General features: G+C 33.7%; 23 protein-coding genes. 14 read left to right on the top strand and 9 right to left on the bottom strand.

Annotation, left to right across the window (positions count from 1 at the left end; translation table 11 throughout):
- The 8 genes from B2745_RS09040 to B2745_RS09075 all read left to right on the top strand — a co-directional run bounded on the left by B2745_RS09040 (position 1) and on the right by B2745_RS09075 (position 6,464).
- The gene (locus B2745_RS09040; protein ID WP_304065567.1) at positions 1-837 is read left to right on the top strand and encodes an OmpA family protein; all 837 of its coding nucleotides are present in this window, start codon (positions 1-3) and stop codon (positions 835-837) included.
- 665 nt (positions 838-1,502) lie between these two features.
- On the top strand, positions 1,503-1,829 hold the full coding sequence (locus B2745_RS09045) for a helix-turn-helix domain-containing protein (protein ID WP_304065568.1): 327 nt from the start codon (positions 1,503-1,505) through the stop codon (positions 1,827-1,829).
- Between the two features lie 3 nt (positions 1,830-1,832).
- Positions 1,833-2,597 carry a DNA-methyltransferase gene (locus B2745_RS09050; RefSeq protein WP_304065571.1) on the top strand — a complete coding sequence of 255 codons (765 nt, stop codon included), beginning with the start codon at positions 1,833-1,835 and terminating at the stop codon, positions 2,595-2,597.
- Complete coding sequence (locus B2745_RS09055; protein WP_304065573.1) at positions 2,597-3,592, top strand: restriction endonuclease; 996 nt, start codon at positions 2,597-2,599, stop codon at positions 3,590-3,592. Before B2745_RS09050 ends, B2745_RS09055 begins: the two co-directional genes overlap by 1 nt.
- The gene (locus B2745_RS09060; protein ID WP_304065576.1) at positions 3,589-3,891 is read left to right on the top strand and encodes a hypothetical protein; all 303 of its coding nucleotides are present in this window, start codon (positions 3,589-3,591) and stop codon (positions 3,889-3,891) included. Before B2745_RS09055 ends, B2745_RS09060 begins: the two co-directional genes overlap by 4 nt.
- Positions 3,876-4,403, top strand: coding sequence for an N-6 DNA methylase (locus B2745_RS09065; RefSeq protein ID WP_304065577.1), 528 nt, complete (start codon positions 3,876-3,878; stop codon positions 4,401-4,403). Before B2745_RS09060 ends, B2745_RS09065 begins: the two co-directional genes overlap by 16 nt.
- Positions 4,404-5,588 (top strand): hypothetical protein, encoded by a 1,185-nt coding sequence (locus tag B2745_RS09070; protein ID WP_304065579.1) that lies wholly within the window; start codon positions 4,404-4,406, stop codon positions 5,586-5,588. It begins immediately after the preceding gene.
- Between the two features lie 3 nt (positions 5,589-5,591).
- A complete protein-coding gene (locus B2745_RS09075) occupies positions 5,592-6,464 on the top strand; it encodes a hypothetical protein (RefSeq protein ID WP_304065581.1) in 873 nt (290 codons plus the stop codon).
- Positions 6,465-6,533: 69 nt separating this feature from the next.
- On the opposite strand, the gene rfbC is transcribed toward B2745_RS09075, so the two are convergent.
- The 3 genes from rfbC to B2745_RS09090 all read right to left on the bottom strand — a co-directional run bounded on the left by rfbC (position 6,534) and on the right by B2745_RS09090 (position 9,371).
- Entirely contained in the window at positions 6,534-7,082 is a 549-nt protein-coding gene (rfbC, locus tag B2745_RS09080) for a dTDP-4-dehydrorhamnose 3,5-epimerase (protein WP_304065584.1), read from the bottom strand.
- Entirely contained in the window at positions 7,079-7,390 is a 312-nt protein-coding gene (locus tag B2745_RS09085) for a DUF4286 family protein (protein ID WP_304065586.1), read from the bottom strand. Before B2745_RS09085 ends, rfbC begins: the two co-directional genes overlap by 4 nt.
- A 163-nt stretch (positions 7,391-7,553) precedes the next feature.
- Complete coding sequence (locus tag B2745_RS09090; RefSeq protein WP_304065589.1) at positions 7,554-9,371, bottom strand: tetratricopeptide repeat protein; 1,818 nt, start codon at positions 9,369-9,371, stop codon at positions 7,554-7,556.
- A gap of 125 nt (positions 9,372-9,496) precedes the next feature.
- On the opposite strand from B2745_RS09090, the gene B2745_RS09095 reads away from it, so the two are divergent.
- The 5 genes from B2745_RS09095 (at position 9,497) to B2745_RS09115 (ending at position 15,925) form a co-directional block, all read left to right on the top strand.
- Positions 9,497-11,419 (top strand): alpha/beta hydrolase family protein, encoded by a 1,923-nt coding sequence (locus B2745_RS09095; protein ID WP_304065591.1) that lies wholly within the window; start codon positions 9,497-9,499, stop codon positions 11,417-11,419.
- The gene (locus tag B2745_RS09100) at positions 11,420-13,090 is read left to right on the top strand and encodes a sensor histidine kinase (protein ID WP_304065594.1); all 1,671 of its coding nucleotides are present in this window, start codon (positions 11,420-11,422) and stop codon (positions 13,088-13,090) included. It begins immediately after the preceding gene.
- Positions 13,091-13,092: 2 nt separating this feature from the next.
- A complete protein-coding gene (locus B2745_RS09105) occupies positions 13,093-13,779 on the top strand; it encodes a response regulator transcription factor (protein WP_304065720.1) in 687 nt (228 codons plus the stop codon).
- Between the two features lie 246 nt (positions 13,780-14,025).
- Positions 14,026-15,294: a sensor histidine kinase gene (locus B2745_RS09110; protein ID WP_304065597.1), complete on the top strand. Its 1,269-nt coding sequence runs from the start codon at positions 14,026-14,028 to the stop codon at positions 15,292-15,294.
- 1 nt (position 15,295) lies between these two features.
- Complete coding sequence (locus B2745_RS09115; RefSeq protein ID WP_304065599.1) at positions 15,296-15,925, top strand: response regulator transcription factor; 630 nt, start codon at positions 15,296-15,298, stop codon at positions 15,923-15,925.
- Here the strand turns inward: B2745_RS09115 and B2745_RS09120 are convergent, their stop codons facing one another.
- The 6 genes from B2745_RS09120 to B2745_RS09145 form a co-directional block, all read right to left on the bottom strand.
- Entirely contained in the window at positions 15,926-16,588 is a 663-nt protein-coding gene (locus B2745_RS09120) for an MOSC domain-containing protein (protein WP_304065602.1), read from the bottom strand.
- Positions 16,585-17,460, bottom strand: a complete 876-nt coding sequence (locus B2745_RS09125) for a hypothetical protein (RefSeq protein ID WP_304065603.1) — start codon at positions 17,458-17,460, stop codon at positions 16,585-16,587. Before B2745_RS09125 ends, B2745_RS09120 begins: the two co-directional genes overlap by 4 nt.
- Positions 17,461-17,477: 17 nt before the next feature.
- On the bottom strand, positions 17,478-18,725 hold the full coding sequence (locus B2745_RS09130) for a metallophosphoesterase (RefSeq protein WP_304065605.1): 1,248 nt from the start codon (positions 18,723-18,725) through the stop codon (positions 17,478-17,480).
- A gap of 29 nt (positions 18,726-18,754) precedes the next feature.
- The gene (locus B2745_RS09135; protein WP_304065606.1) at positions 18,755-19,402 is read right to left on the bottom strand and encodes a hypothetical protein; all 648 of its coding nucleotides are present in this window, start codon (positions 19,400-19,402) and stop codon (positions 18,755-18,757) included.
- A 5-nt stretch (positions 19,403-19,407) separates the two neighbouring features.
- Complete coding sequence (locus tag B2745_RS09140) at positions 19,408-20,889, bottom strand: AAA family ATPase (protein WP_304065609.1); 1,482 nt, start codon at positions 20,887-20,889, stop codon at positions 19,408-19,410.
- Positions 20,890-21,025: 136 nt separating this feature from the next.
- Positions 21,026-22,123, bottom strand: a complete 1,098-nt coding sequence (locus B2745_RS09145; RefSeq protein WP_304065611.1) for a vWA domain-containing protein — start codon at positions 22,121-22,123, stop codon at positions 21,026-21,028.
- Positions 22,124-22,403: 280 nt separating this feature from the next.
- Between B2745_RS09145 and B2745_RS09150 the strand changes: the two genes are divergently transcribed.
- Positions 22,404-22,721 (top strand): DUF1016 N-terminal domain-containing protein, encoded by a 318-nt coding sequence (locus B2745_RS09150; protein WP_304065613.1) that lies wholly within the window; start codon positions 22,404-22,406, stop codon positions 22,719-22,721.
- Positions 22,722-22,821: the final 100 nt, after the last annotated feature.

The following is a 22,821-nucleotide window of genomic DNA, read 5'->3' on the forward strand; positions in this document are numbered from 1 at the left end:
ATGAAATCCAAAATCTTATTATTTACCATCATAGCAGCTTTATTTACAAGTTCTTGTATGGTGATGTCTACTAAGAAGTATAAACAATTATTAGCCGATAAAGATTCTATTGCAGCAGGTTGGGATGCAGCAAAAGTTAAAATACAATCTTTAGAAGAAGAAATTGCAAAGCTTAAAGCGGATACTGCAAATTTAAACCAGCGTATTGCAAGTTTAAGCAGCTCTTTAGATGATGTAAATAATAACTATGCAAAGCTTAGAACCAATAGCTCTACAGAGATAAGAAAACTAGCAGATGATTTACAAAAACGTGAAGCTAGATTAAAAGAGGTTGAAGAAGTGTTACGTAAAAGAGATGAGGCTACGAATGCTTTAAAAAATAAACTTCAAAAAGCACTTTTAGGTTTTGCTGAAAACGGCTTAACAGTGGAAATTAAAAACGGTAAAGTTTATGTTTCTTTAACCGATAAGCTACTATTTAGTAGTGGTAGCATTGTTATAGATGAAAGAGGTAAACAAGCTTTAAAAGAGCTTGCTAAAGTTTTAAATACACAACCCGAGATTAATATTGCGGTGGAAGGGCATACAGATAACCAAAGGGTAGTTAACCTAGGGCAAATAAAAGATAACTGGGATTTAAGTGTGCTGAGAGCTACTTCGGTAACCAGATTTTTGATTGATGAGCAAAAAGTGGATGCTAATCGCTTAACGGCTACAGGTAAAGGAGAATTCCAACCGGTAGAGAATTTAAATACACCAGAAGCGAGAAGTAAGAATAGAAGAATAGAAATTATACTTTCACCAAAGTTGGATGAATTGTATAATTTGATACAGTAAAAGGTATTTAATATTATGTAAAGGGGGATTTCATCTTTGAATGAATCCCCTTTTTTAATGGTGTTTCAGATTTTTCTAGTTATAATGCAGAAGTCCTTCCAACCCTAGCCGGATAGCGGCTTCTTTCTTTTCCTTGATGATAAGAAGCAAAAACGAGGAACGAGTTCATGAATGCCTAAGAAAAATCCTGCTGATGGCAGGCAGGTAAGGCTAAGGAGTATTAGTTGTTCTGTCTAAATAAACCTTTATCCACAATCCTGAGTGGTGTGAATGTTTTTACTTGATGAATCCTCTTACAGTATTTATTATTGCTCAGTAAGTGAAGTGCTTCGAAATCGCCAACTTCTTATAAGAAAAACGTTACCAGCAAGGAGGACACGACCACTAAAAAACTACCTTAACTCGATAGACAATTTTGCATTTCTTTGACACAAGTCGACCTGACTTTAATGACACTCAAGCCAATCTAAAAGGTTTTAAAAAAATCCCACCACACATTTTAAACCAATTTTATGTCTTCTTGCATTTTGCAAATTTGGTTTTGCTCTAACATAAAATGCCAGCCCTTCTGTAAAATCAAAAGAGAATTTTTTCTACTCACTTGTTAAGTTTATGAAAATAAACTGTAATTTTGACGAAATTGTCAAGATAAAAATTTCAAGGTGATGAAAGAAACATTTGGAGAATACATTCACAATTTGAGAGTTGAACACGGCTTAACTCTTACAAAACTTGCTGCCGCACTTGATATTGACCAATCTACGCTTTCCAAAATTGAAAATCAAAAACGCAATATTCCAGAAGAAATTCTTCCCAAACTTGCCAAAGTTTTCAAGTTGGACATCAAGAAACTTGAAAAGGAATTTTATAGTGAGAAGATAGCTGAAATGATTTATCGTGTTCCCAACTCAACAGAACTATTGACACTTGCAGAGGAGAAAGTGAAATATTACAGAGTTTCAAAGGTTAAACAAGGAAATTTAAAATTTTAAGAAATGGCTAAATCAATAGAACAATACTTAAACAAAGTCATTCAAGGCGACTGTTTAGAAGTTATGAAAGACATACCAAGCAGGTCAATTGATATGATTCTTTGTGATTTACCCTACGGAACCACTCAAAATAAGTGGGATTCAGTAATTGACTTAGACCAACTTTGGAAACAATATGAAAGAATCATCAAAGATGATGGAGCAATTGTACTGACTGCACAGGGACTATTTACAGCAAAGTTGATTATGAGTAATGAAAAATTGTTCAAATACAAAGTGGTTTGGATTAAATCAAAATCAACAAACTTCCTGAACGCCAAAAAACAACCACTGCGTAAACACGAAGACATTTGTATTTTCTATAAAAAACAACCTACATATAATCCTCAAATGACAAATGGAGAGGCTTACGACAAAGGTATTAGAAAAGACCAATACACTGGAAGTTATGGTGATTTCAAACCGAGACATGTCAAAAGTAATGGAGATAGATACCCTAATGATGTTGTTTGCTATGAAGAACAACCCATTGACGATTTTGTATATGTGAAAACAGCAGAATCAGAAGGTCCCGTTTTACATCCGACACAAAAGCCAATTGAACTTGGTAGATATTTGATAAAAACTTTCACAAACCCTGGTGAAGTAGTGCTTGACAATTTTTTTTATTTGGGCGTTCCCCTATCGGGTCGGGCTATCCGTTCCAAGTCCTCGCTTCGCTGCGGGCTTTCCACTTCTATCCCTAACGCACTTAAATTCGCAGCATAATGGCAGATACATTGACATACTTAGATATTGCTTACAAAATTCTTAAAGAAGAAAGTAAAGCTCGTTCGCTTCATTATAAAGTAATTGCAAAAAGAGCATTCAAACAAGGGTTAATTGAAAGTGACGATTTAATTATTGCTGGAAATATTTCATCTGCTATAAATGCTGATATCAGAAAAAGTAAAATCGAAGGAGAAGAGTCTAAATTTATTACTTACGGAAAAGGTCAATATGGTTTAACCGAAAATGAGCCAAAAGGAATTTTCGCTGAAATAAGAGATAAAAACAATCAAGTTAAAAGACACTTACTTGAAGCACTGTTAGCAATGCCACCTTTTAGTTTTGAAGAATTAGTTGGTGAAGTATTGAGAAATCTTGGCTTTGAAAATATTTCAGTCACAAGCAAATCAGGTGATGGTGGAATTGATGTAACTGGAGAGCTTGTTGTTGCTGGAGCTATAAAAAACAGTGTATGTGTTCAGGTTAAAAGGTGGAGAAATAATGTGCAGAGGGCAAGTATTTCAGAATTGCGTGGAAGTTTGAGACCGCATCAAACTGGATTATTTATTACAACGTCAGATTTTTCAAAACCTTCAATAGAGGAAGCAAACGACCCGTATAAAGCACCTATTTCATTGATTAACGGAAAAGAATTTGTTGATATTCTTTGCGATTATGGAATTGGGGTTACATCAGAAGAGGTTATTATATATGACATAGATGATGAAAATGGGCTAATTGATATTCCTGGACAAGTTGAAATTAATGAAGAAGGGATTGAGATTTTCACCAAATATAAAGGTCAAGAGCACTACGCAATTTACTTTACACCTTCAAAAGTTATTTATAATAATGAAGTGTTTAAATCCCCATCTGCTGCGGGAACTAAGGTTCAAAATGGATTGCCTGTAAACGGTTGGAAATTTTGGAAATTTATAGATGAGAAAGATGGGAAAACTTATCCAATCGACAGACTAAGAGAAAACAAGTTATGAGAGATAATGCAACTTTTCAAAACGGAATCTTAAAAATTTCTTATCCCAACTACGGGAAAGATGGTAGAAATTACTGTGAATTGTTTGATTTTTTGGGCGATTTTGACATAATCACAGCAAATGAAATTGGGCAAGATGTTATTGTAATGAGTGAGATAGTTTTTATGTTCTCAAATTTTGATGAAGGACGTTTGAAAAGAGAATCTTGCATTGAACTTGAAGCAATATCTTCTTTGAAGGAATTCGTAGATGCTGAAAATCCTGAACATCGTGAATTTTTAGAATGGTATTACAATTAGAAGACAAAGAAGGGATTGTAATTGACCCTTGTTGCGGAACAGGAACAATAATCAATCAAGCATATTTGCTCAAAGAAGAATACGAGTTTAACCAAGACGAAATAATAAACAGCATTTGGGCATCAGACAAACATTCTTTCCCTATTCAATTATCTACACTCACATTAGCTAAGCCAAACAACATTGGCAAGGTGCTAAACATTTTTAGAAAAGATGTGATTGAATTAGCAACTGGACAAAATGTAACTTTCAAAGACCCAAACAATGGAAACGATATTGTGAAAATTTTCCCAACTATTGATTATGTTGTTTCAAACTTACCATTTATCAAGAGTAAAGAAATTGAAGTATTAAACCCGAACATAACAGGAATACACAACTTCATACAAGAAGAAGCTGATACTACAAAATCACTAAGTGGCAAAAGCGACATTTTCGCTTATATACCATTTTATTTACATCAGCTACTTTCTGAAAACGGAAAAATTGGGCTTATACTTTCTAATGCTTAGTTGGGAACTGATTACGGAGAAATTTTCTTAGAGCTTATTCAAAAATTCTATGACATTGAAACTGTTGTAATTTCAGGCAAAGGAAAATGGTTTGACAATGCAGATGTAGTAACTACTTTCCTAATTGCAAAAAAGCGTAACCCAAATACTCCAATAAACCAAAACAGAACAATTTCATTTTGCACCCTAAAAGAAAGCATAAACGAAATACCTGATATTAAACAATTGAGCGAAAATATTTTGTTGGAAACTGATAATCAATTTGTAACTGTTCAAAATTATTCAGTAAATGAGATAACCAACTTTGAAACTATTGGTGTTCCTTGGTGCGGTTACTTTGCAAATCTTAATTGGCTTACAGAAGTTTCAGAAAAACTAATTGATTGCAATCAGATTTTCAAGTTTACTCGTGGTGAAAGAAGAGGTTGGAATCCCTTATTTTATCCTGCATCTGGTAACAACATTGAAGCAGAATACATAAGACCAGTTCTAAAAAACCTTAGAGGAACATCAGGACTATATTGTTCAGCAGATGGAGAAGCATTTTGTTGTTCAAGAAGTATTGAAGAATTAGAGCAACTCAATCATACAGGTGCTTTGCAATGGATTAGAAGTTTTGAAAATCAAAACAACGAAACAGGCGTTCCGCTTACTCAATCTTTGCGTAGGGCTAATATGTTTTGGTATGAGATGAAAACCGATAATATGGCTGACTTTGTCGCCAATGTGAATTACGATAAAAGTTTATTCATTGCAACCTTTGTTAATCGCTCTTTCATTGACCAAAGAATGATTGGACTTTCAATTAAAGCGGAGCATCAAGGGGAAAATAGAGTTTTACTGCTTGCCTTATTAAACAGTGTTCTAAGTATGTTTTTTATTGAAAGTTTCGGTTTTGGTAGAGGTTTAGGTGCACTTGATTTAAGAGCGACAAAATTTGAGCGTGATTTTAAACTGTTGAATTTTGAACTTTTATCTCACGAACAAAAACAGAATATTATCAGTGCTTTTCAACCACTGGCAAATAGAAGTAGGTTTAATTTAGAACAAGAAGTCGAACAAGCAGATAGAGTAAATTTTGAAACAGTTCTTTTTGAAGCATTCGGAATTTCTGAATATTACCAAGCAATAAAATCATCCTTGTTACATCTTTATAGAATCAGATTTGCGGTAAAAATCAATTAATAAATGCAGTTGCAACAAAAGACATTAGAGAAATTGAGAAACTTAATCAACGAGGAAACGGAGTATCGTTCAGGTCCTAAACTCGTTACTTTCTTTAATGGTTTAGGAGCAAACGACACTTACAACAGAGGTGGTGGATTTCCTTCAAGATGGATTTATACGGACGAGAAACTATCTAAAATCAACGGAACACCTGAGCTTGACAAATGTATTCGTAAACTTTTTGCACCTGTAAATTTCATTGGTCGGTTTACCGAATTAGACAAATTCATTACAGACTTCAATCAATATCTTGCATTTGACGGATGGCAAGTTTTAAGAAGGGAAACTGAAATAACATTTTCCAAAGCAGGTAAAATAAAATTTGAAGAAAAGGTTGAAGCAAAAGAGGATGACTTTTTACAAAAGGAGTTTAGCGATATTTCACTTGACAAATTAGGTTTGGACAGCATAATTACTGAAACATTAAACATTCGTTTTGACGAAATAAAAAAATGTTTAAATGCAAAAGCCCCAATGTCGGTTATTTTCCTATGTGGCAGTTCACTTGAAGGAATATTGTTAGGTATGGCATCAAAACACCCGAGAGAATTTAATCAATCAAAATCATCACCAAAAGACCAAAGCGGTAAAGTAAAGCCTTATCACGAGTGGACGCTTAGTAATTTCATTGACACAGCACACGATATTGGAATTTTGAAAGAGGACGTAAAGAAATTTAGCCATTCATTGCGTGACTTTAGAAATTATATTCATCCCTACGAACAAGTAAGCTCAAGATTTAATCCTGACGAGCATACAGCAAGAATTTGTTGGCAAGTTCTAAAAGCAGCTATTTATCAATTGACAAACAACAAACCCAATGCACAGGTGTAAGTGTGTGTAAGCTCCCCCAAAAACATTACGGTTTAAAAGTAGAATAATCAACTATACACTCCCTATACCTCAAAAAAACGCTTTCAAATCTTTAAAATTCTGAAGTTGTTTGTCTTTTTCTGATAAGATGGCTTCTTCGGGTTTAATTTTCCAATCGATGTTTAAGTCTGGGTCGTTCCACATCACGCCAATTTCTGAGTCTTTATCGTAAAAGCCAGTTACTTTGTATGCAAATATCGTTTGGTCTTCTAGGGTTACAAAACCGTGTAAAAAGCCTGGTGGTACCCAAAACATTTTAAAATTATCGGCACTTAGCTCTACGGCATGGTATTGCCCATAAGTTGGCGAGTTTTTTCTGATATCAACAGCTACGTCTAATACCCTGCCTTGGATAACCCTTACCAATTTACCTTGCGCAAAGGGATGAGCTTGTGCGTGTAAACCTCTTAAAGTACCTTTTTGTGAGAAGGATTGGTTGTCTTGTACAAATTCTAAATTGATACCAGCCTGAGTAAATGTTTTCTGATTAAAACTTTCGAAAAAATAACCTCTTTCATCTTTCCAGACTTTAGGTTCTATAACGATTAAATCTTTTATTGGGGTTTCTATAAAGTTCATATAGTAGCTTGTGTAAGTTCTAAAACGCTTCTGAAAGAAAGTAGGCTATTGCCAAACTTTTGTTTGATATCTGCTTGTAATTTGGGCGAATAATGTTCTCTGTAATACACTAAATCTTCTTTAGATTTAGCAAAATACTGGGCACAATAGGTAATACCTTCATTTTGTGGTTCGGTAAGGAGAAATAGTTTAGCATCTGAAAACTTACCTGTAGAGAGTACTTCTGGTATATGGATGTTGTACATATACTCCAAATATTCTTGTTGAATATTTTCTTCTATGATAGAAGTAACATTATAGATAATCATGTTGCAAAGGTAAGTTTTTGGATGCTTAATCAATAGCAGAATCCATACATTTTAGCCCCGATAGTAGCGGCACCCCACAGCGCCCGATTTTAAGAGGGTGCGAGGAGTATAGCGGATAGCGGGAACAAAGTAAATGGTTTGCACTGCTGTTGCGCTACAAAAATTAAATAGCTTCTTTTAGTAAACGGTATTTTTTATTGGCTTCTATGACGTATAAGCTGCCAGGGAATTTTTCTAAAAGCTGCTCGTAATATTGTTTTGCCTTTTGGTTATTATTGAGTTTTTCTTGGTTTAGGAGGGCTAAATTAAACAAAGCATCATCTGCCCAGATACTTTGGCTGTGTTTTTCTATTATAGTTTCATAAGCACTTACGGCTTGTTCAAATTGTTTCATATTGGTAAAAATTCGGGCTTTGGAAACCCAAATATCATCGTCTAAAGCATGTGTTGGATAGGCTTTTGTAAGGCTATCTAGTAACGATAGTGCTTGCGTGTTTAGGTTTTGAAAACGAAGAAACTCTGCTCGGGCGTAAACTTTTAACACGATTCCGCTAGTATCTTCAACTGTGTTGTCTTGTATAAGTAGGCTTAAATCTAGCGCATCATTAGCAATAAGTTGCGATGTGGAAGCTTTTAAAACATCTAATTGAGATTTTGCCCATTTAAAATCGCCTTTATAGAAAGATATTTTTGCGTTTTTGAATTTAGCTTCTTGCCCTAGTGGATGGTTGGGGAACGCTTTTTCTACCTGCCCAAGTAGGAGTGAGGCATCCCAGAAATTTTGATTAAGGGTATAAATATCAGCTAATTCTATTTTTAATTCGGCCAAATCTTCTGGGTTAAGTCCTTTGATGTCTAAGGCAAGTTCTAAAAGTAATTCGGCTTCTTGAGTTTGGTTAAGGTAATAGGCTTTTAGGCGAGCAAGTTCTACCAATGCGTTTATGGAACGAGCATTTTTACCCAACATTTCTAAAATATCTTCATAGCTATTGGCTAGTTCTTTTAATTCGGTTAAGCTTGGGCTGTGGTTGCTGTTTAATAGTTTTTCTTTTTGAAGGTTAAGCAAGGCTAGCTTAGCAGGGCTATAATAACTGTTTTGGCTACCCTTTTCTACAACATAATTGTAGCCTTTTATGGCAGCATCGTAAGCTTCATTATCTGCCAGGATGTTGCTTAGGGCAAATACTTTAGCACCGTTATCTTGTGTTCTTTTATCAATAGCGATGGTTTGGATGAGTGCTAAATCATATTCTTTAAGTTGGGTAAATGTCCACGCTAGTAAATCTGAAAGGGCAATATTTTGCGGTACCTTTTGAACTCTTTTAAGGAGGATGGATTTGAATGTTTGATAATCTTCTGTGCTATCAAAAGTGCGTTGTAAGTTAGATTTTGCTATTTGCAAGTATTCTGGTGTAGTTTCTATAACGTTAAGAATTTCTGCCGATAGGTTGTTTTTATCTTTGGTGTAACGGTAAATGTTGATTAGCTCTATACTAAATTGGGTATCATTACCTAAAAGCTTACGGCCAGCCAGAAATGTTTTGGTAGCCATTTCTATGTTGTTGATATTATTGAAATTGCTAGCAATGGTACTGATGGTAAAAACATCTGCGGGTAGGTTTTTAATCACATCAGTATAAATTTTATCTGCTTCTGCAGTATTCCCCTTGTGTTGTTGTATAAGTCCTAAATACAGCAACAAACCAGGTGTATTACCTTCTTCTTTGATACGCTTTTTTACCAGTTTGGTAGCCTCATCAACATTATTGATTTTTAAAAGGCTGTTAAAATAATTGTCGAATATAAATACTTGGTATTGCTGGTTTTGGTAAAGCTGCTCATAAAGCTTAATGGCGTTTTGGTAATCGCCACTAAAGAAGTATTGTTGCGCTTGTATCATAGCGCTTTCTTGCTGCGCTTGTAACAATGTAGTGCAACAACTTAAAAAGGCAAATAGTAATATGAGTTTCTTTATGCTCATTTCTACTAAATTAGAAATTATTATGTGATATTTACGGTTTTTGACGAATTATAGAACGGACCTTGTATTTTAAATGTTACTAAAATGTATAACGCTGATTGCCTTGTTTTAGCTATTTTAAATTTTTGAAAGCGATAGCAGATTATTTAGTGATGATGAGAAGTTTTTTAAAAATTTTATCTGGTTTATTTTTATTTATTTTTCTGGTTTCTTGTAGTAACGAAGAAAAGCCGGCTAAAGTTTCGGTAGAAACTTTTTTTAAAAACCCTCAGCAATCTAATTTTCAAATCTCTCCGGATGGTAAGTTTATCTCTTATTTAAAACCTTACCAAGGTAAGCTTAATCTTTTTGTACAATCTTTAACCTCAAAAGCATCTTTCAGGATAAGTTCTTTTACAGATCAATCTGTACGTAATTACTTTTGGGCCAGCAATACACATTTGCTTTATTATAAAGACAATGGCGCTAGAGAGAATTTTCAGCTTTTTTCTTCTGTTTATGATGGTAGTAAAACCATCAAGATATCTCTTAAACCTAATACTAAAGTTACTTTTTTAGATTATTTAAAGTATGATTCTAATGATATTCTGCTAGCTATTAACGAGCGTAACCCTGAGAATTTTGATGTTTACAGCTTAGATTTAAAAACGGGTAAAAAGATATTGGTAGAGAAAAACCCGGGTAGTATTATAGATTGGATAGCAGATAATGATGGTGAGATAAGGATGGCTATTGGTAGCGATGGGGTAACCGAAACTTTATATTACCGTGAAAAAGGAAGCAAAGCTTTTAAACCTGTTAAATCAAGCAATTTTATCAATACCTTAAAACCTATTGGTTTTAGTAGTAAAATGCATCATATTTTTGCGCTTTCTGATATCAATAGAGACAAAAAAGCGGTGGTAGAACTTAATTGCTTAACCGGAGAAGAAACCAAAGTGCTGTATGAGAATAAAGAACGAGATGTGCTGGAGGTAAGTTATTCTAGGAAAAGCCAATCGTTAAATTTTGCTGTTTTTGAAAATCCGAAAAGAGAAATTTATTTTTTTGATAAGCAGTTAAAAGACGCTTTCGCTGATATTAAAAAGAAATTAAGTAATGATGAAATAAGGCTGATACATAAAGACCAAAAGGAGCAGCATTTAATTATCAGAACTTTTACAGACAGAGACCCGGGTTCTTATTATTTCTATAATTTGGAGGATAGAAATTTGATGAAGCTGGCAGATGTAAACCCAGATATTAAGCCATCTGAAATGTGCGAGATGAAGCATGTAAAATTTAAAAACAGAGATGGTTTAGAGATAGAAGGTTTTTTAACTTTACCTAAAGGCAGAGGATCTAAAAATCTACCTGTAGTTATCTATCCACACAGCGGGCCAAATCTAAGAAATTCATGGGCCTACTCTCCAGAGGTACAATTTTTTGCTAATCGAGGTTATGCAGTTTTTCAGATTAATTTTAGAGGATCTACCGGATTTGGCAAGTCATTTTTAAAACAAGGTTTCAAAAACTGGAGTAAAAATATACAGCATGATATTACTGATGGTGTAAATTGGTTAATTAAAGAAGAGCTAGCTGATGCTAACCGTATTGCTATTTTTGGTTATAGTTTCGGAGGTTTTTCTGCTCTAAACCAAGTGGTTTATAACCCCAATCTTTACGTTTGTGCAGCTTCATATTCTGGATATATCAATTTGTTTACTTATTTAAAAGGTTTTCCGGCTTATTATAAGCCTTACCAACAAATGCTTGATGTATTAATTGGCAACCCAGAAAAGGATGTAGAATATTTACGCTACTCATCACCGGTTTTTCAGACCAATAGAATTAAAACGCCATTAATTATTTGGCAGGGTGGTAAAGACCCGAAAGTTAATTTAAGCGAGACCAACCAGTTTGTAAAGGAGCTGCGTAAAAATCAAGTAGAAGTAAATTATATTGTTGATAAAACAGAAGGACATTATCTGAGCGACGAGAAAAATAAAATAAATTTTTATACACAAGTAGATTTGTTTTTTGATAAATATTTAAACCGTTCTAAATAAATGAAGGCAGAAGAGTTAAGATATCGTAAAAACTTCCTTCTGATTGTCGTTTTTATGGTTTTAATTTCTGTTTCTTTGATAGTAGCGCTTTTTTTGGGTTATAATTTTACTAGAAAATATGTTGAAAACGAGTTTTCATCAAATAAGATTGAAGTTTTAGAACAAACGTTAGCGCCGTTTAATACTTTTTTTCAAAATACTGTTCCAGAGGTTTCTTTCTATCAAGGTTATTTAGATTCTACCTCCGCCTCTAAATATGCAGATTCTGTACTTCAACAATACCGTTTTGTAGAGCGTATTATCTTTTACGATGCCGAAATTAGCAACAGGCCTATAGCAGATGGTTTAACACTAGGTAATTTCTCTTTGGGTATAAAGAATGTTTTTAGATATGGGCGTAATATTTCTAAAGACTCTATCGTGATTTTTGATAATTCTAATCCGGGTGGTTTATCATTAAATAATGCAGAAGAGCTTAATAAGGCAGGTTTAAAATTAGGTAACTATATAGAGCAGGCAGATACTACCCAGGCTTTATCAGAAGAAACAATTTTTAAAACTTTTTATAACATTATCCCTAACCGTATTACTTACATGAATGTGCCGCGGCGGGAGGAGATTAAAGTTTACAAAGATTTAATGTTAAAAAAGCTACCACCATCACCAAGGTACCAACAGGATATTTTTACTTTTGAGCTTAACCCTTATCAATTAGTTATTAAAAATCCACATCCAGAGATTTACCAATTTATAAATATTCGTAAGCAATCTTTTGACCCTATCTTAGAAAAACCAAACCTATTAACTACAGATATTTCTTTGTCAGGCCCCTTTGCAGATTACAAGCTTTATTTCGCCAGTGAGAAAGATTTCTTGATTAAAGAAGTGGGCAGAAGATTTATGCCAATTGCCTTTGGTGTGTTTTTTATTTATTGTATACTGGCGTTAATTACTTTTTTGATTTACCGTAATCTCAACATCAACCAAAAACTATTTAAACTACAATATGATTTTATAAACAACTTTACACACGAGTTTAAAACGCCTGTTTCTGTAATCAAAATTGCTGGTAACAATATTAAAAGTGCTAAGGAATTATCAGAAAGGGAGAAAAACCATTATGGGAAAATTTTAGATGAAGAAGCCGATAGGCTGAACGATTTGATGAATAGGTTGTTATCTTTTACTCAGATAGAAAATAGGGCTATCAAGCTTAAAAATGAAGAAATTAACCTAGAGGTTTTTGCTCAAAACATCATAGATTCTTTTCAAATTAAATACAAAGACTATGAGATAGATTTGCTGATAAAAGGAGTTGAAACTTTTAAGTCAGATCCGTTGTTATTAGGTAGTTTATTTGATAATTTAATCGAAAACGCTTATAAATATGCCAAGCCAGGAAGTAAATTCATGAAAATAACCATTTATAAATTCAGAAAGAATATTATTTTTTCTTTTGAAGATAAAGGTATAGGTATAGAACGTAAGGAAATAAAGAATATATTTAAGAAATTTTATCGCATCCAAAGCCAATATAACCAACAGGGCAGTGTAGGTTTAGGTTTGGCATTTTGTAAAGAACTGGTTAATTTTATGGATGGCGATATTACCGTAACCAGCAAGCCCGGCATAGGCTCGCATTTTAAAATAACCTTGCCATACGATAAATAATGATGCAGAAAGATATTAAAATAGCAATTATTGAAGACGATGAAAATCTTAGATTTTTAGTTTCGCACCGTTTACAAACAGAAGGATATAAGGTAGTAGAATGTGCAGATGGTAACTTGGCAGAAGAAATGGTTTTAACCGAGCAGCCTGCTATAGTGCTTCTGGATTGGATGCTGCCTGGAAAACAGGGTTCAGAAATATGTGCAGGACTTAGAGCTAAAGGCTTTGAAAACCTCATCATCATGATGACAGCTAAAGCACAAGACCCGGATAAAATAGATGCTTATAATTTTGGAGCTTCAGACTATGTAACCAAACCTTTTAATATGGATGTTTTGGTAGCTATGTTAGACAGTAAGATTAAGTATGTGGTAAGCCACGATAAATCTGAAATCAGCAAATTTGGTGATATGGAGCATCACCCAAACACCCACTCTTTATTGAAAAACAATAAGAAAATTGAGTTAACCATTCTAGAGAATAGGATTTTACTTTATTTCTTGAAAAACGTAAATAGTATTATCAGTAGAGATGATTTAATGATGGTAGTATGGGGCTATAATTCTGATGTAAATACCAGAACCCTAGATATGCACATTGTTAGGTTAAGAAAAAAGATAGAAGACAACCCAGACCGCCCGCAGTTTTTACAAACAGTTAGAGGCGTAGGTTATAGATTTCACGTTTAATACAAACTTTTACCCTAGTTTATTTTTAAAGTGTTGAAAATAAATTTGATGAAGCCAAATAGAAAAGAAAAAAACTGATAAACTTTATACCCTTTATTATTTGTGGATGATTTATTCATATCTAAAAATTAATGGCTAAAGTTACACCCTTAATACCGAAAAAAAACTACCCAAAACGGGTAGTTTTTTTTTGAGGTCTCATTCATATTTTAGCATTACATTTAAATAAAATGTAATGTTATAAAAATGCGTTTGATACAGTATTTAATACATCCCAAGCTTAATAACCCTTTACATGAAGATTATAAAAAGGCAGTAATTTTTGCTTATGCACTTGTGGTAACAAATATTTTTCTGATTTTTTACCTGGCTTACTTTTTTGTATTCCATCATCAAGACCATATAAAAATTGCCACTAATATTTTAGGTTATCTAGGGTTTTTAATTGCCGCTATCTATTTTAGATTAAAGTCTGATTTAAGCAGTTCATTAGGCTTTTTTATGTTCATTTGTACCTTACCTGTTTTAGTAAGTGTTTACCATACAGGCGGTATATATTCTGTTGATAATATATGGCTGCTTTTACTTATTGTTTGTGCTTACTTGTTTACCAATGTAACGGTAGGTAACATCTTATCAGGTTTTGTGGTGGCGTTTATGATTACGCTGTACATGCTGGATATCTATCAAACATTTCCATTTAAAGCCTATGTCGTTCAGCATACATCAACCCACAATGTATTTACCTATATTTTTGTGATTGTGTTTTTATCAGGATTGATTATCGCTTTCAAAAAAATACTAGAAAAAGCTAACCATAAAATACAAAGTTTAAAGCAAGAAAGAATTCAGGAACTGGAAGAAAAAATTAAAGCTAAAACAGAAGAGCTGAGTAAATTAAGAAATGAATTAGCTAGAGATTTTCATGATGAGATGGGTAACAAACTAGCCAGTATTACCATTTTATCACAGTCTGTAAGTTTAAGAATCAACAATCCGGAAGGGCATGAAGAAGAGATAAAGCAACTTCTACATAGTATAGAAGAGCGTTCTATGCAGTTGTATCATGGTACAAAAGACTTTATTTGGTCTATAGATTTTAAAAGTGATTATGCTGATGAGCTATTTATCTATTTGAGAGATTTTGGAGAAGATTTTTTTGTAAAACTAGGAGTTAGCTTTTATTCAGCATCTGCTATTAAACCAGAGGATAACTTAAGGTTTAAGGCTACCGTAAGCAGGCAGCTGATTTACATTTTTAAAGAAATGATGACTAATGCCGCCAAACATGCAAATGCCACACAAATAGTTTTTAAAATGAAAGAGCTTAATGGTGGTGTAGAAATTTATTTCTCTGATAATGGGTCAGGTTTTAGTGATCATGAAGTTTGTAAACGTGGTATCAATAATATCAACAACAGAATTAAAAAGATTGGAGCTATTTTAAAAGTTTCTTCTTCTTTAAATGAAGGCACCACATTTACAGTGTGGGCCCCCTTAGCATCAAAAGATTAATATGGTTTTAAAAAGGAAAATTATCATTGTAGAGGATAATGGCGATGTAGCTAAAGGATTTGAACTTTTGATTAATAATAGTGAAAATTACAAGGTAGTTGCGGTTTATGATAATGGCGAAGATGCAATTAAGGATATTAAAAAGTTAAAGCCTGATATTATTTTGATGGATATAGACTTGCCGGGAATGAGTGGTATTGAAGCTACATCTATCATCAAAACGAGCTATCCTAAAATAGACATCATTATAATTACAGTATTTGAAAATAGCGAACGCGTGTTTGAAGCTATGTGTGCTGGTGCGGTTGGCTATCTTACCAAAAACAATGGCTACCAAGAATTAATAAGAGCTTTGGATGAGGCCTCTAAAGGTGGAGCGCCTATGAGTGCCAATATCGCTAGAATGATAGTAAAGTCTTTTGAAAAGAATGTTATTGAAAATCCGCTATCAAAAAAAGAAACTGTGGTTTTAACACAGCTTGCAGAAGGTAAAAGTTATAAATCTATTGCTGTAAACTTAGATATTAGTGTGGATACAGTAAAGTTCCATATTAAAAATATTTATATCAAATTACAGGTAAATAATAAAGAAGATGCTATCGCAAGAGCAAAAGAATTTAAATATATATAGCTATTTCAACTTGTTTAAGAGTACTTGAAACTTTTCTCGCCACTCGGCAGTAAGCTCTTGTAAGGCAACTAACTTTTTTAACCAAGCTTTATTTTTATTGTCGTGGTAACGAATACGGTTGATATCCATCACCGAAATTTTAGCTGGGTGACTATAAATTTTAACCAATTTATCTGTTACGTTTACTTTACCGGGTTTTATGGTTCTCAGATAAAAGCCTGTAAAGCCGGTTTCTTGGCATAGTACCGGAAATTGCTTTAAATTGTGTCTGATACCAATGATGTAACATGGACCACGTGGCTCAGAAACTTCAACTACAGCTTCTCCAAGTTCGTATCTATCGCCAATAAAAACATTTTCTTCTAATGCGTTATCACCCGTTAAAGTTAAATTCTCGCCAAAAGCGCCACTTTGTAAATCCAGATGTAAGGTTTCATTCCAATATGTAAATCTATCGGCATTATAACAGCAAATAGCTTTATCATTACCACCGTGATATTTAGTGTGCACTACTGTATCCCCTTCAAAACCTGTTAGGGTGAGGTAAATTTCAGGAGTGCTAATAGGCTCTTTATTGTAAGCTGTTCGGGTAGATTGATGGTCGGCAACCAAACGCTCTGCCTTACCTTTTATATTGATAGTTTTAATAGGGATGATACTCATATCGCTAAGTTAAAAAGTAGTAACATCAGGTATTGTAAAATTAAAGTGCCATCCAGATACAAGAAATAATAATACTCGTTTTTCTCCCATGTTGATTTTAAAATGAGCCAACCAGCAAGCACTATGGTAAACATCAAACCAAAAAAACTTGCATTAAAGCCACTATTGAAAACAAATAGCATGATTAAATATAAAGCTAGTAACAATTGGCAAAATAGGTAAGCTTTACTTTCTCCAAAAATAGTAGGGATGGTTTTTAAATCAGAATTTTTATCCTGAAAAAGGTCTCTAATATCAAAAGGGACAGTAATAGCTGCAACAAATAAGAATCTTTTAGCTGTTAGCAAGGTGGTATCCTGTAAAGATATAAAGCTGATGTGTAACTCGTTAATTTCTAAAATAGGCAAAGCAACTGTACTTACAGCCCATACAGCGGCAATTAAAAAAAGCTTTAACCCTGGTATATTTCTTAAACCAAACTTTTGATTGTTGAGGCTAAACAGGGGTAAAGAGTAGCCAAAAGAAACCAAGCCTAACAAACATAATAATACTTTAGAAGCAAAGCTCAGTAAGAAAAATAATGGAATTAATGATAATACGGCAATTAAGGTAATAGAGATGTTTAATCTGTAATGACTAAAAATCCACCGCACCCTGCAGTAAGGCGAGTTTAAATAATCCTGAGGTTTTTGAATCAGGATGCTGAAATTATAAATGGTTAGGGTAGCAAAAAATAAAAAAGCCAGTATGGTATAAACTGGCTTTATATCTAATAAATAATAAGTTACTAAACCCTGTGCAACAGCACCTAAAGCAATAAAAACATTGCTGAACAGTAAAAAATCAAGAAATTTTTTAAGCTGGTTCATCATCGTTTTAGTGCTTTTTTTTAAGCACTCTTCAATTCAAATATCGTGATTTCGGGTAACATTCCAACCCTACCTGGGTATCCAATAAAACCAAAGCCTACGTTAACATAAAGCTGTTGGTTATTTTCTTGGTATAAGCCTTTCCATTGTTCATAAATATACTGAACGGGACTCCATTGGAAATCTCCTGTATCAATTCCAAATTGCGAGCCATGGGTATGTCCGGAAAACATAGCGTCTATTTGAGGGTAATCTTTTAAGACCTGCGCTTTCCAGTGTGATGGATCATGAGAAAGGAGCAGTTTAACCGGCAAATCATCGGTATTTTTTACCGCTTCTTCCATCTTTCCAAATTTAGGAAAACGTCCAGCACCCCAGTTTTCTATTCCTAAAATACCTATCTCTTCGTTATCCACTTTAATTCTGCGATGCTCGTTAATCAATAAATCCCAACCCATATTTTTATGGCTTTTGATAATGTCTTGATGGTTTTTGTCTTGTGCAGCTTGTGATGGCCATTTTTCATACATGCCATAATCATGGTTACCCAAGCAAGAAAATACACCTAAAGGTGCTCTCACTTTCGAGAAAATATCTTGATAATCTCTAAGTTCTGATGCTTTTCCGTTTACCAAATCGCCAGTAAAGAAAGTAATATCTGGTTTTTCATTCAGCAACATTTCTACACCACCTAAAACGGCTTTTTTATTGTAAAAACTACCCGAGTGTATATCAGAAAGTTGCGCTATTTTAATCCCATCAAAAGCTTTAGGCAAATTTGGTAAAATTAAAGTTTGCCTTTTGATGCGATAATCATGTGCTCCAGAGGCAATACCCCAACTTAATGTACCAAAAGGAATAGCGGCAACGGCCATACCCGTTTTTACCAAAAAATCAGACCTGCTGATGTTGTTTTCGTTTTGAGGGTTTTCTACAAGAACTTCTTTTTTATTTGATTTTCTTTTAAACCAAATGATGAGTCTTCTAAAATCATCTATCAATAAAATAGGGATGAAGAAAAACTTGCTTACAAAGGTTAAGAAAAACGCTACCAAAGTAACCGAACGTATTCCTAATTTGATATTGAAAAATATGGATATGAGAACTCCAATCAATAAAATGATGGTATAACCCCACCAGATATTTTTGAAGCGTTTTTTCTTCTTTTCAGACCAGTTCGGAAAAATGCTACGAATTGCATTGTAGATATAAACATCAAAAACCACTAGTAAAATGGAAATGATGATTAAAGAATATATTCTGCCCATTTAAATTATTTTTGATTTGATGAGTAATGTTAACATGGTATAAAATGGTCAATCCTAATGAGCTTTTCTTTGTTGAAAAATAAGATCCATGAGGAATCTGCTAGTTGATTTTGACTAATCTTTAAATAAACGGATGTAAAATTTCCTAATTGATGAACATCTATGTGGCCTTTAAATTTTACAGCTTTAGGATAAATTTTCTCAATTTCTTTTAATGTAGTTTGATGGTTTAATAGGAGTTTACCTATTTTTAAATAGAGATTTGGACTATCCTTAAAATTCATGCTACTCAATACAATCGTATCGCCATATAATTCAAAATTAGTGCTTTTATAGCGTACTTCTTTAAAGTTCTTATTATAGAATGAAACACATACATCATCCATATTAGGAATGACTACTTGATCTGGTTTACCTATTAAGTTGTATAAAGAGAGGGTATCTGTAATTAAAGGAAGTTTACCATTGATTTTAACTTTTGTGAAATCTAAATACTCTTTATTATTTAAAATAGAGTCTCTTAATATGTCTCCATCTAAAACAGTTTCCTCAACCTTTGAAATTGAATCTATAATTTTTGAATCAGAAGATAAACTTTGATGTTCTTTATTCTTACTTTCATTATTACAGCTAGAAATTGCAATAAAGATTATAAAACATATAGATCTAAATTTCATATCCATTAATAATTATCATCATAATCTTCTTCATCGTCTTCAAACTCGGCTGTGAATAAGCTGTTAAACATATCTTTAAACTCAAAACCAGTTTCTAAAAAGCCTTTGCTAATTAAAGAAAATTCGGCCAAACCATGTAAAACAAATTCCATCAATAATAGATGTTGGTTTTTACTTAAAGATGGATGTATTTTCTTTACCAAATCTTTCAAGCCAGGAACGCTGTTTAATTGTTTTTCGTATTCTTTCTGCGTTAAATGGTCTAAAATATGGATGGTATTACCCGCACTAAACCAATTGATGATTTCTGCATATAAATTCCCAGTTTTAGATTTTTTCATCTTCTCTGGGTCTGGGAAATAAGTAGCCAGTAAAGTACGTATAGCTTTGCCAATAAGAATGTTAGCAACTTTTGCTGGTCCTTCTAATTCTCCTTCATAAACCAATTCTATTTTTCCGGTTATGGCAGGTATAACGCCCAAGAAATCTGTAATACGTACAAAAGTCGATTTTTCATCATTCAGCAACATTCTTCTTTCTGCATGTGAGACTAAATTCTCATAAGCAGAAATCGTTAAACGAGCCGATACACCTGATTTTTTATCAATATACTCGGAGTTTCTGGCTTCAAAAGCTATTTGCTCTACCAAATCTTTTACTAGGCCGTCTGCCTCAATTAAGCGCTGTTCATCTGTAAGGGCAGCTTCTTGCTGCGTTATCTTTCTTGATATTTCTACAGATTTAGGGTAATGCGTTAAAATCTGACTTTCTATACGGTCTTTTAGAGGCGTAACGATAGATCCACGGTTGGTATAATCTTCTGGGTTGGCGGTAAATACAAACTGTACATCAAGCGGTAAGCGTAATTTAAAACCTCTTATTTGAATGTCTTTTTCTTGTAAGATATTAAATAGTGCTACTTGTATACGAGCTTGTAAATCAGGCAATTCATTAATGACAAAGATGCTTCTATGCGCTCTTGGGATTAAACCGAAATGAATTACTCGTTCATCAGAATAATTTAATTTTTGCGTAGCAGCTTTGATAGGGTCAACATCGCCAATTAAATCTGCAACGGTAACATCTGGCGTAGCCAATTTTTCTGTATACCTATCGTTACGGTGTAACCAGGCAATGGGTGTATCATCGCCTAGGGTCTCTACGGTATGTTTACCAAACCAGCTGATAGGGTTCAGTGGGTCATCATACAAATCAGAACCTACAATATAAGGTACATACTCATCTAATAGGTTTACCATTAAACGGGCAATACGGGTTTTTGCTTGTCCTCTTAAACCTAATAATAATATGTTGTGCCTGCTCAAAATTGCAGTTTGTAAATCAGGAAGAACGGTATCTTCAAAACCAATGATGCCTTCAAAACCTAAATCCTTACTTTTTAATCTTTTAATCAGATTCTCTCTTAGCTCTTCTTTGATGGATCTGCTCTTGTATCCCGATTTTTTTAGTTCTCCTAATGTTGTCATTTTTTTTGTTGCTAGTTTGTTAGGTTCTGGTTGGTTAGTTTGTTAGACTTTGCTATCGTCCATTGTTTATCGTCCATAGTCCATCGACTAATTACTAATGAACTAATCCTCATTACTAATGAACTAATCCACACTCCTACCTTACTGTCCTTCTCCTGTTTTTGATATAATCTTCAAATATGTATTCGCCTAAACCTTTTAAAGAGCTGTAAAAAGCTCTGCCGCCGTTTACTTCTGTAAATTGTCTTACAAACTGTTGTAGGTAAGGGTCGCGGGCTATCATAAAAGTGGTGATAGGGATATTTAATTTTTTACACTGTGCCGCCATGGTTAAGGTTTTGTTAATCACCTTTCTATCTAAGCCAATGCTGTTTTTATAATATTTTAAACCTTCTTTTAGGCAGGTAGGTTTCCCATCTGTAATCATGAAGATTTGCTTATTATGCGTTTTTCTTCTGCGTAAAATATCGGTAGCCAATTCTAAACCTGCATAAGTATTGGTGTGGTAAGGGCCAACTTGTAAATAAGGTAAATCTTTAATGCTGATAGGCCATGCATCGTTACCAAAAACAACAATATCTAAGGTATCTTTTGGATATTTAGTACTGATGAGCTCTGCCAAAGCCATAGCTACTTTTTTTGCTGGTGTAATACGGTCTTCTCCGTACAAAATCATGGAGTGAGAAATATCAATCATCAAGACGGTAGAAGTTAGGGTTTTATAATCTCTCTCTTCTACTTCGAGGTCTTTTTCGGTCATCATAAAATCGTTGATGCCATGGTTGATTTGCGCATTATGGATAGAGCTGGTCATATCAATCTGGTCTAAACTATCGCCAAATTGATATTCTCTTCTATCGGCATTTTTCTCTTCTCCGCTGCCAGAGCTATTGGTGTTATGGTTGCCTTTTCCAGATTTTTTAAGCTTACCAAAAATTTCTTCCAAGGCGGATTTCCTAATGGTTTGCTCGGTCTTTGCAGTAATGTTAAAACCACCTTTAGGGTCATCATCACTTAAATAGGCTTTATTCTTAAGGTCTTCAATAAAATCGCCCATGCCATAATCGTTATTGGTAAGCTTATGTTGCTTATCCAACTCGTTAAGCCAAGCCAAAGCTTCGTTAGCGTCTCCGGCGGTATAGTTTAGAAGTTCAAGAAAAAGCTTAAGCAGTTGTTCAAACCCACCTCTTGGCAATTCTTCTTCAGAAAATTTAGAAAACCCGTATCCTCTCATTGCTGCAAATGTTTGGTTATTTAACGATTGATAAAGTTAAAAGTTTGTAAGGTGAGTGATTAAGTTTTTAGGTTAAATTGCTGTCATATTACTACCAAGCTCTCTATTAATTTCTTACTTCATTTATTTTCTTAAAAAGCTATTTTAAGCAGCATAATTTCATTAATATTGGATGCTATGAATAAATAAATGAGCTTAGAAGAATTTAAAATTTAGCTCAGTCGCAATATGAATAACACTTTCAATTACCCACGATATATAAAAAACTAGTTTTAGATAAATGATGCAATACATACAAGAGATAAAACAAATTTTAACCCAAGCAAGGCAAAGAAGCTATCAAGCCATCAACACAGCTATGATAGAAGCTTATTGGAGAATAGGCGAGAAGATTGTTTTAGAAGAGCAGAATGGTAAAGACCGAGCTGATTATGGTAAGGCCATCATTAAAACTATTTCTAAGGAACTTTCCGATGAATTTGGAAGGGGTTTTTCTGAAAGGAATATCCGTAATTTTAGGCAATTCTATCTCACTTTTCCGGATGCTGAGATTTTGCAGACACTGTCTGCAAAATTGAAAAATATTAGCAGTAATTAGATAAAGTTTATAAACTCTATTACTTTCAAAAAAGTAAAATAAATGAATAAAAAAATCTACACACTGTGTAGAGAATTAAAATTATTTGGTGTTAAACCTT

Source organism: Pedobacter glucosidilyticus, assembly GCF_002483235.1.
GTDB classification, from domain to species: Bacteria; Bacteroidota; Bacteroidia; order Sphingobacteriales; family Sphingobacteriaceae; genus Pseudopedobacter; species Pseudopedobacter glucosidilyticum_B.

Coding starts and splice junctions, on each gene's coding strand:
- B2745_RS09040 (WP_304065567.1), top strand. CDS start 1: ATGAAATCCAAAATCTTATTATTTACCATCATAGCAGCTTTATTTACA.
- B2745_RS09045 (WP_304065568.1), top strand. CDS start 1,503: ATGAAAGAAACATTTGGAGAATACATTCACAATTTGAGAGTTGAACAC.
- B2745_RS09050 (WP_304065571.1), top strand. CDS start 1,833: ATGGCTAAATCAATAGAACAATACTTAAACAAAGTCATTCAAGGCGAC.
- B2745_RS09055 (WP_304065573.1), top strand. CDS start 2,597: ATGGCAGATACATTGACATACTTAGATATTGCTTACAAAATTCTTAAA.
- B2745_RS09060 (WP_304065576.1), top strand. CDS start 3,589: ATGAGAGATAATGCAACTTTTCAAAACGGAATCTTAAAAATTTCTTAT.
- B2745_RS09065 (WP_304065577.1), top strand. CDS start 3,876: ATGGTATTACAATTAGAAGACAAAGAAGGGATTGTAATTGACCCTTGT.
- B2745_RS09075 (WP_304065581.1), top strand. CDS start 5,592: ATGCAGTTGCAACAAAAGACATTAGAGAAATTGAGAAACTTAATCAAC.
- rfbC (WP_304065584.1), bottom strand. CDS start 7,082: ATGAACTTTATAGAAACCCCAATAAAAGATTTAATCGTTATAGAACCT.
- B2745_RS09085 (WP_304065586.1), bottom strand. CDS start 7,390: ATGATTATCTATAATGTTACTTCTATCATAGAAGAAAATATTCAACAA.
- B2745_RS09090 (WP_304065589.1), bottom strand. CDS start 9,371: ATGAGCATAAAGAAACTCATATTACTATTTGCCTTTTTAAGTTGTTGC.
- B2745_RS09100 (WP_304065594.1), top strand. CDS start 11,420: ATGAAGGCAGAAGAGTTAAGATATCGTAAAAACTTCCTTCTGATTGTC.
- B2745_RS09105 (WP_304065720.1), top strand. CDS start 13,093: ATGCAGAAAGATATTAAAATAGCAATTATTGAAGACGATGAAAATCTT.
- B2745_RS09110 (WP_304065597.1), top strand. CDS start 14,026: ATGCGTTTGATACAGTATTTAATACATCCCAAGCTTAATAACCCTTTA.
- B2745_RS09115 (WP_304065599.1), top strand. CDS start 15,296: ATGGTTTTAAAAAGGAAAATTATCATTGTAGAGGATAATGGCGATGTA.
- B2745_RS09120 (WP_304065602.1), bottom strand. CDS start 16,588: ATGAGTATCATCCCTATTAAAACTATCAATATAAAAGGTAAGGCAGAG.
- B2745_RS09125 (WP_304065603.1), bottom strand. CDS start 17,460: ATGATGAACCAGCTTAAAAAATTTCTTGATTTTTTACTGTTCAGCAAT.
- B2745_RS09130 (WP_304065605.1), bottom strand. CDS start 18,725: ATGGGCAGAATATATTCTTTAATCATCATTTCCATTTTACTAGTGGTT.
- B2745_RS09135 (WP_304065606.1), bottom strand. CDS start 19,402: ATGAAATTTAGATCTATATGTTTTATAATCTTTATTGCAATTTCTAGC.
- B2745_RS09140 (WP_304065609.1), bottom strand. CDS start 20,889: ATGACAACATTAGGAGAACTAAAAAAATCGGGATACAAGAGCAGATCC.
- B2745_RS09145 (WP_304065611.1), bottom strand. CDS start 22,123: ATGAGAGGATACGGGTTTTCTAAATTTTCTGAAGAAGAATTGCCAAGA.
- B2745_RS09150 (WP_304065613.1), top strand. CDS start 22,404: ATGATGCAATACATACAAGAGATAAAACAAATTTTAACCCAAGCAAGG.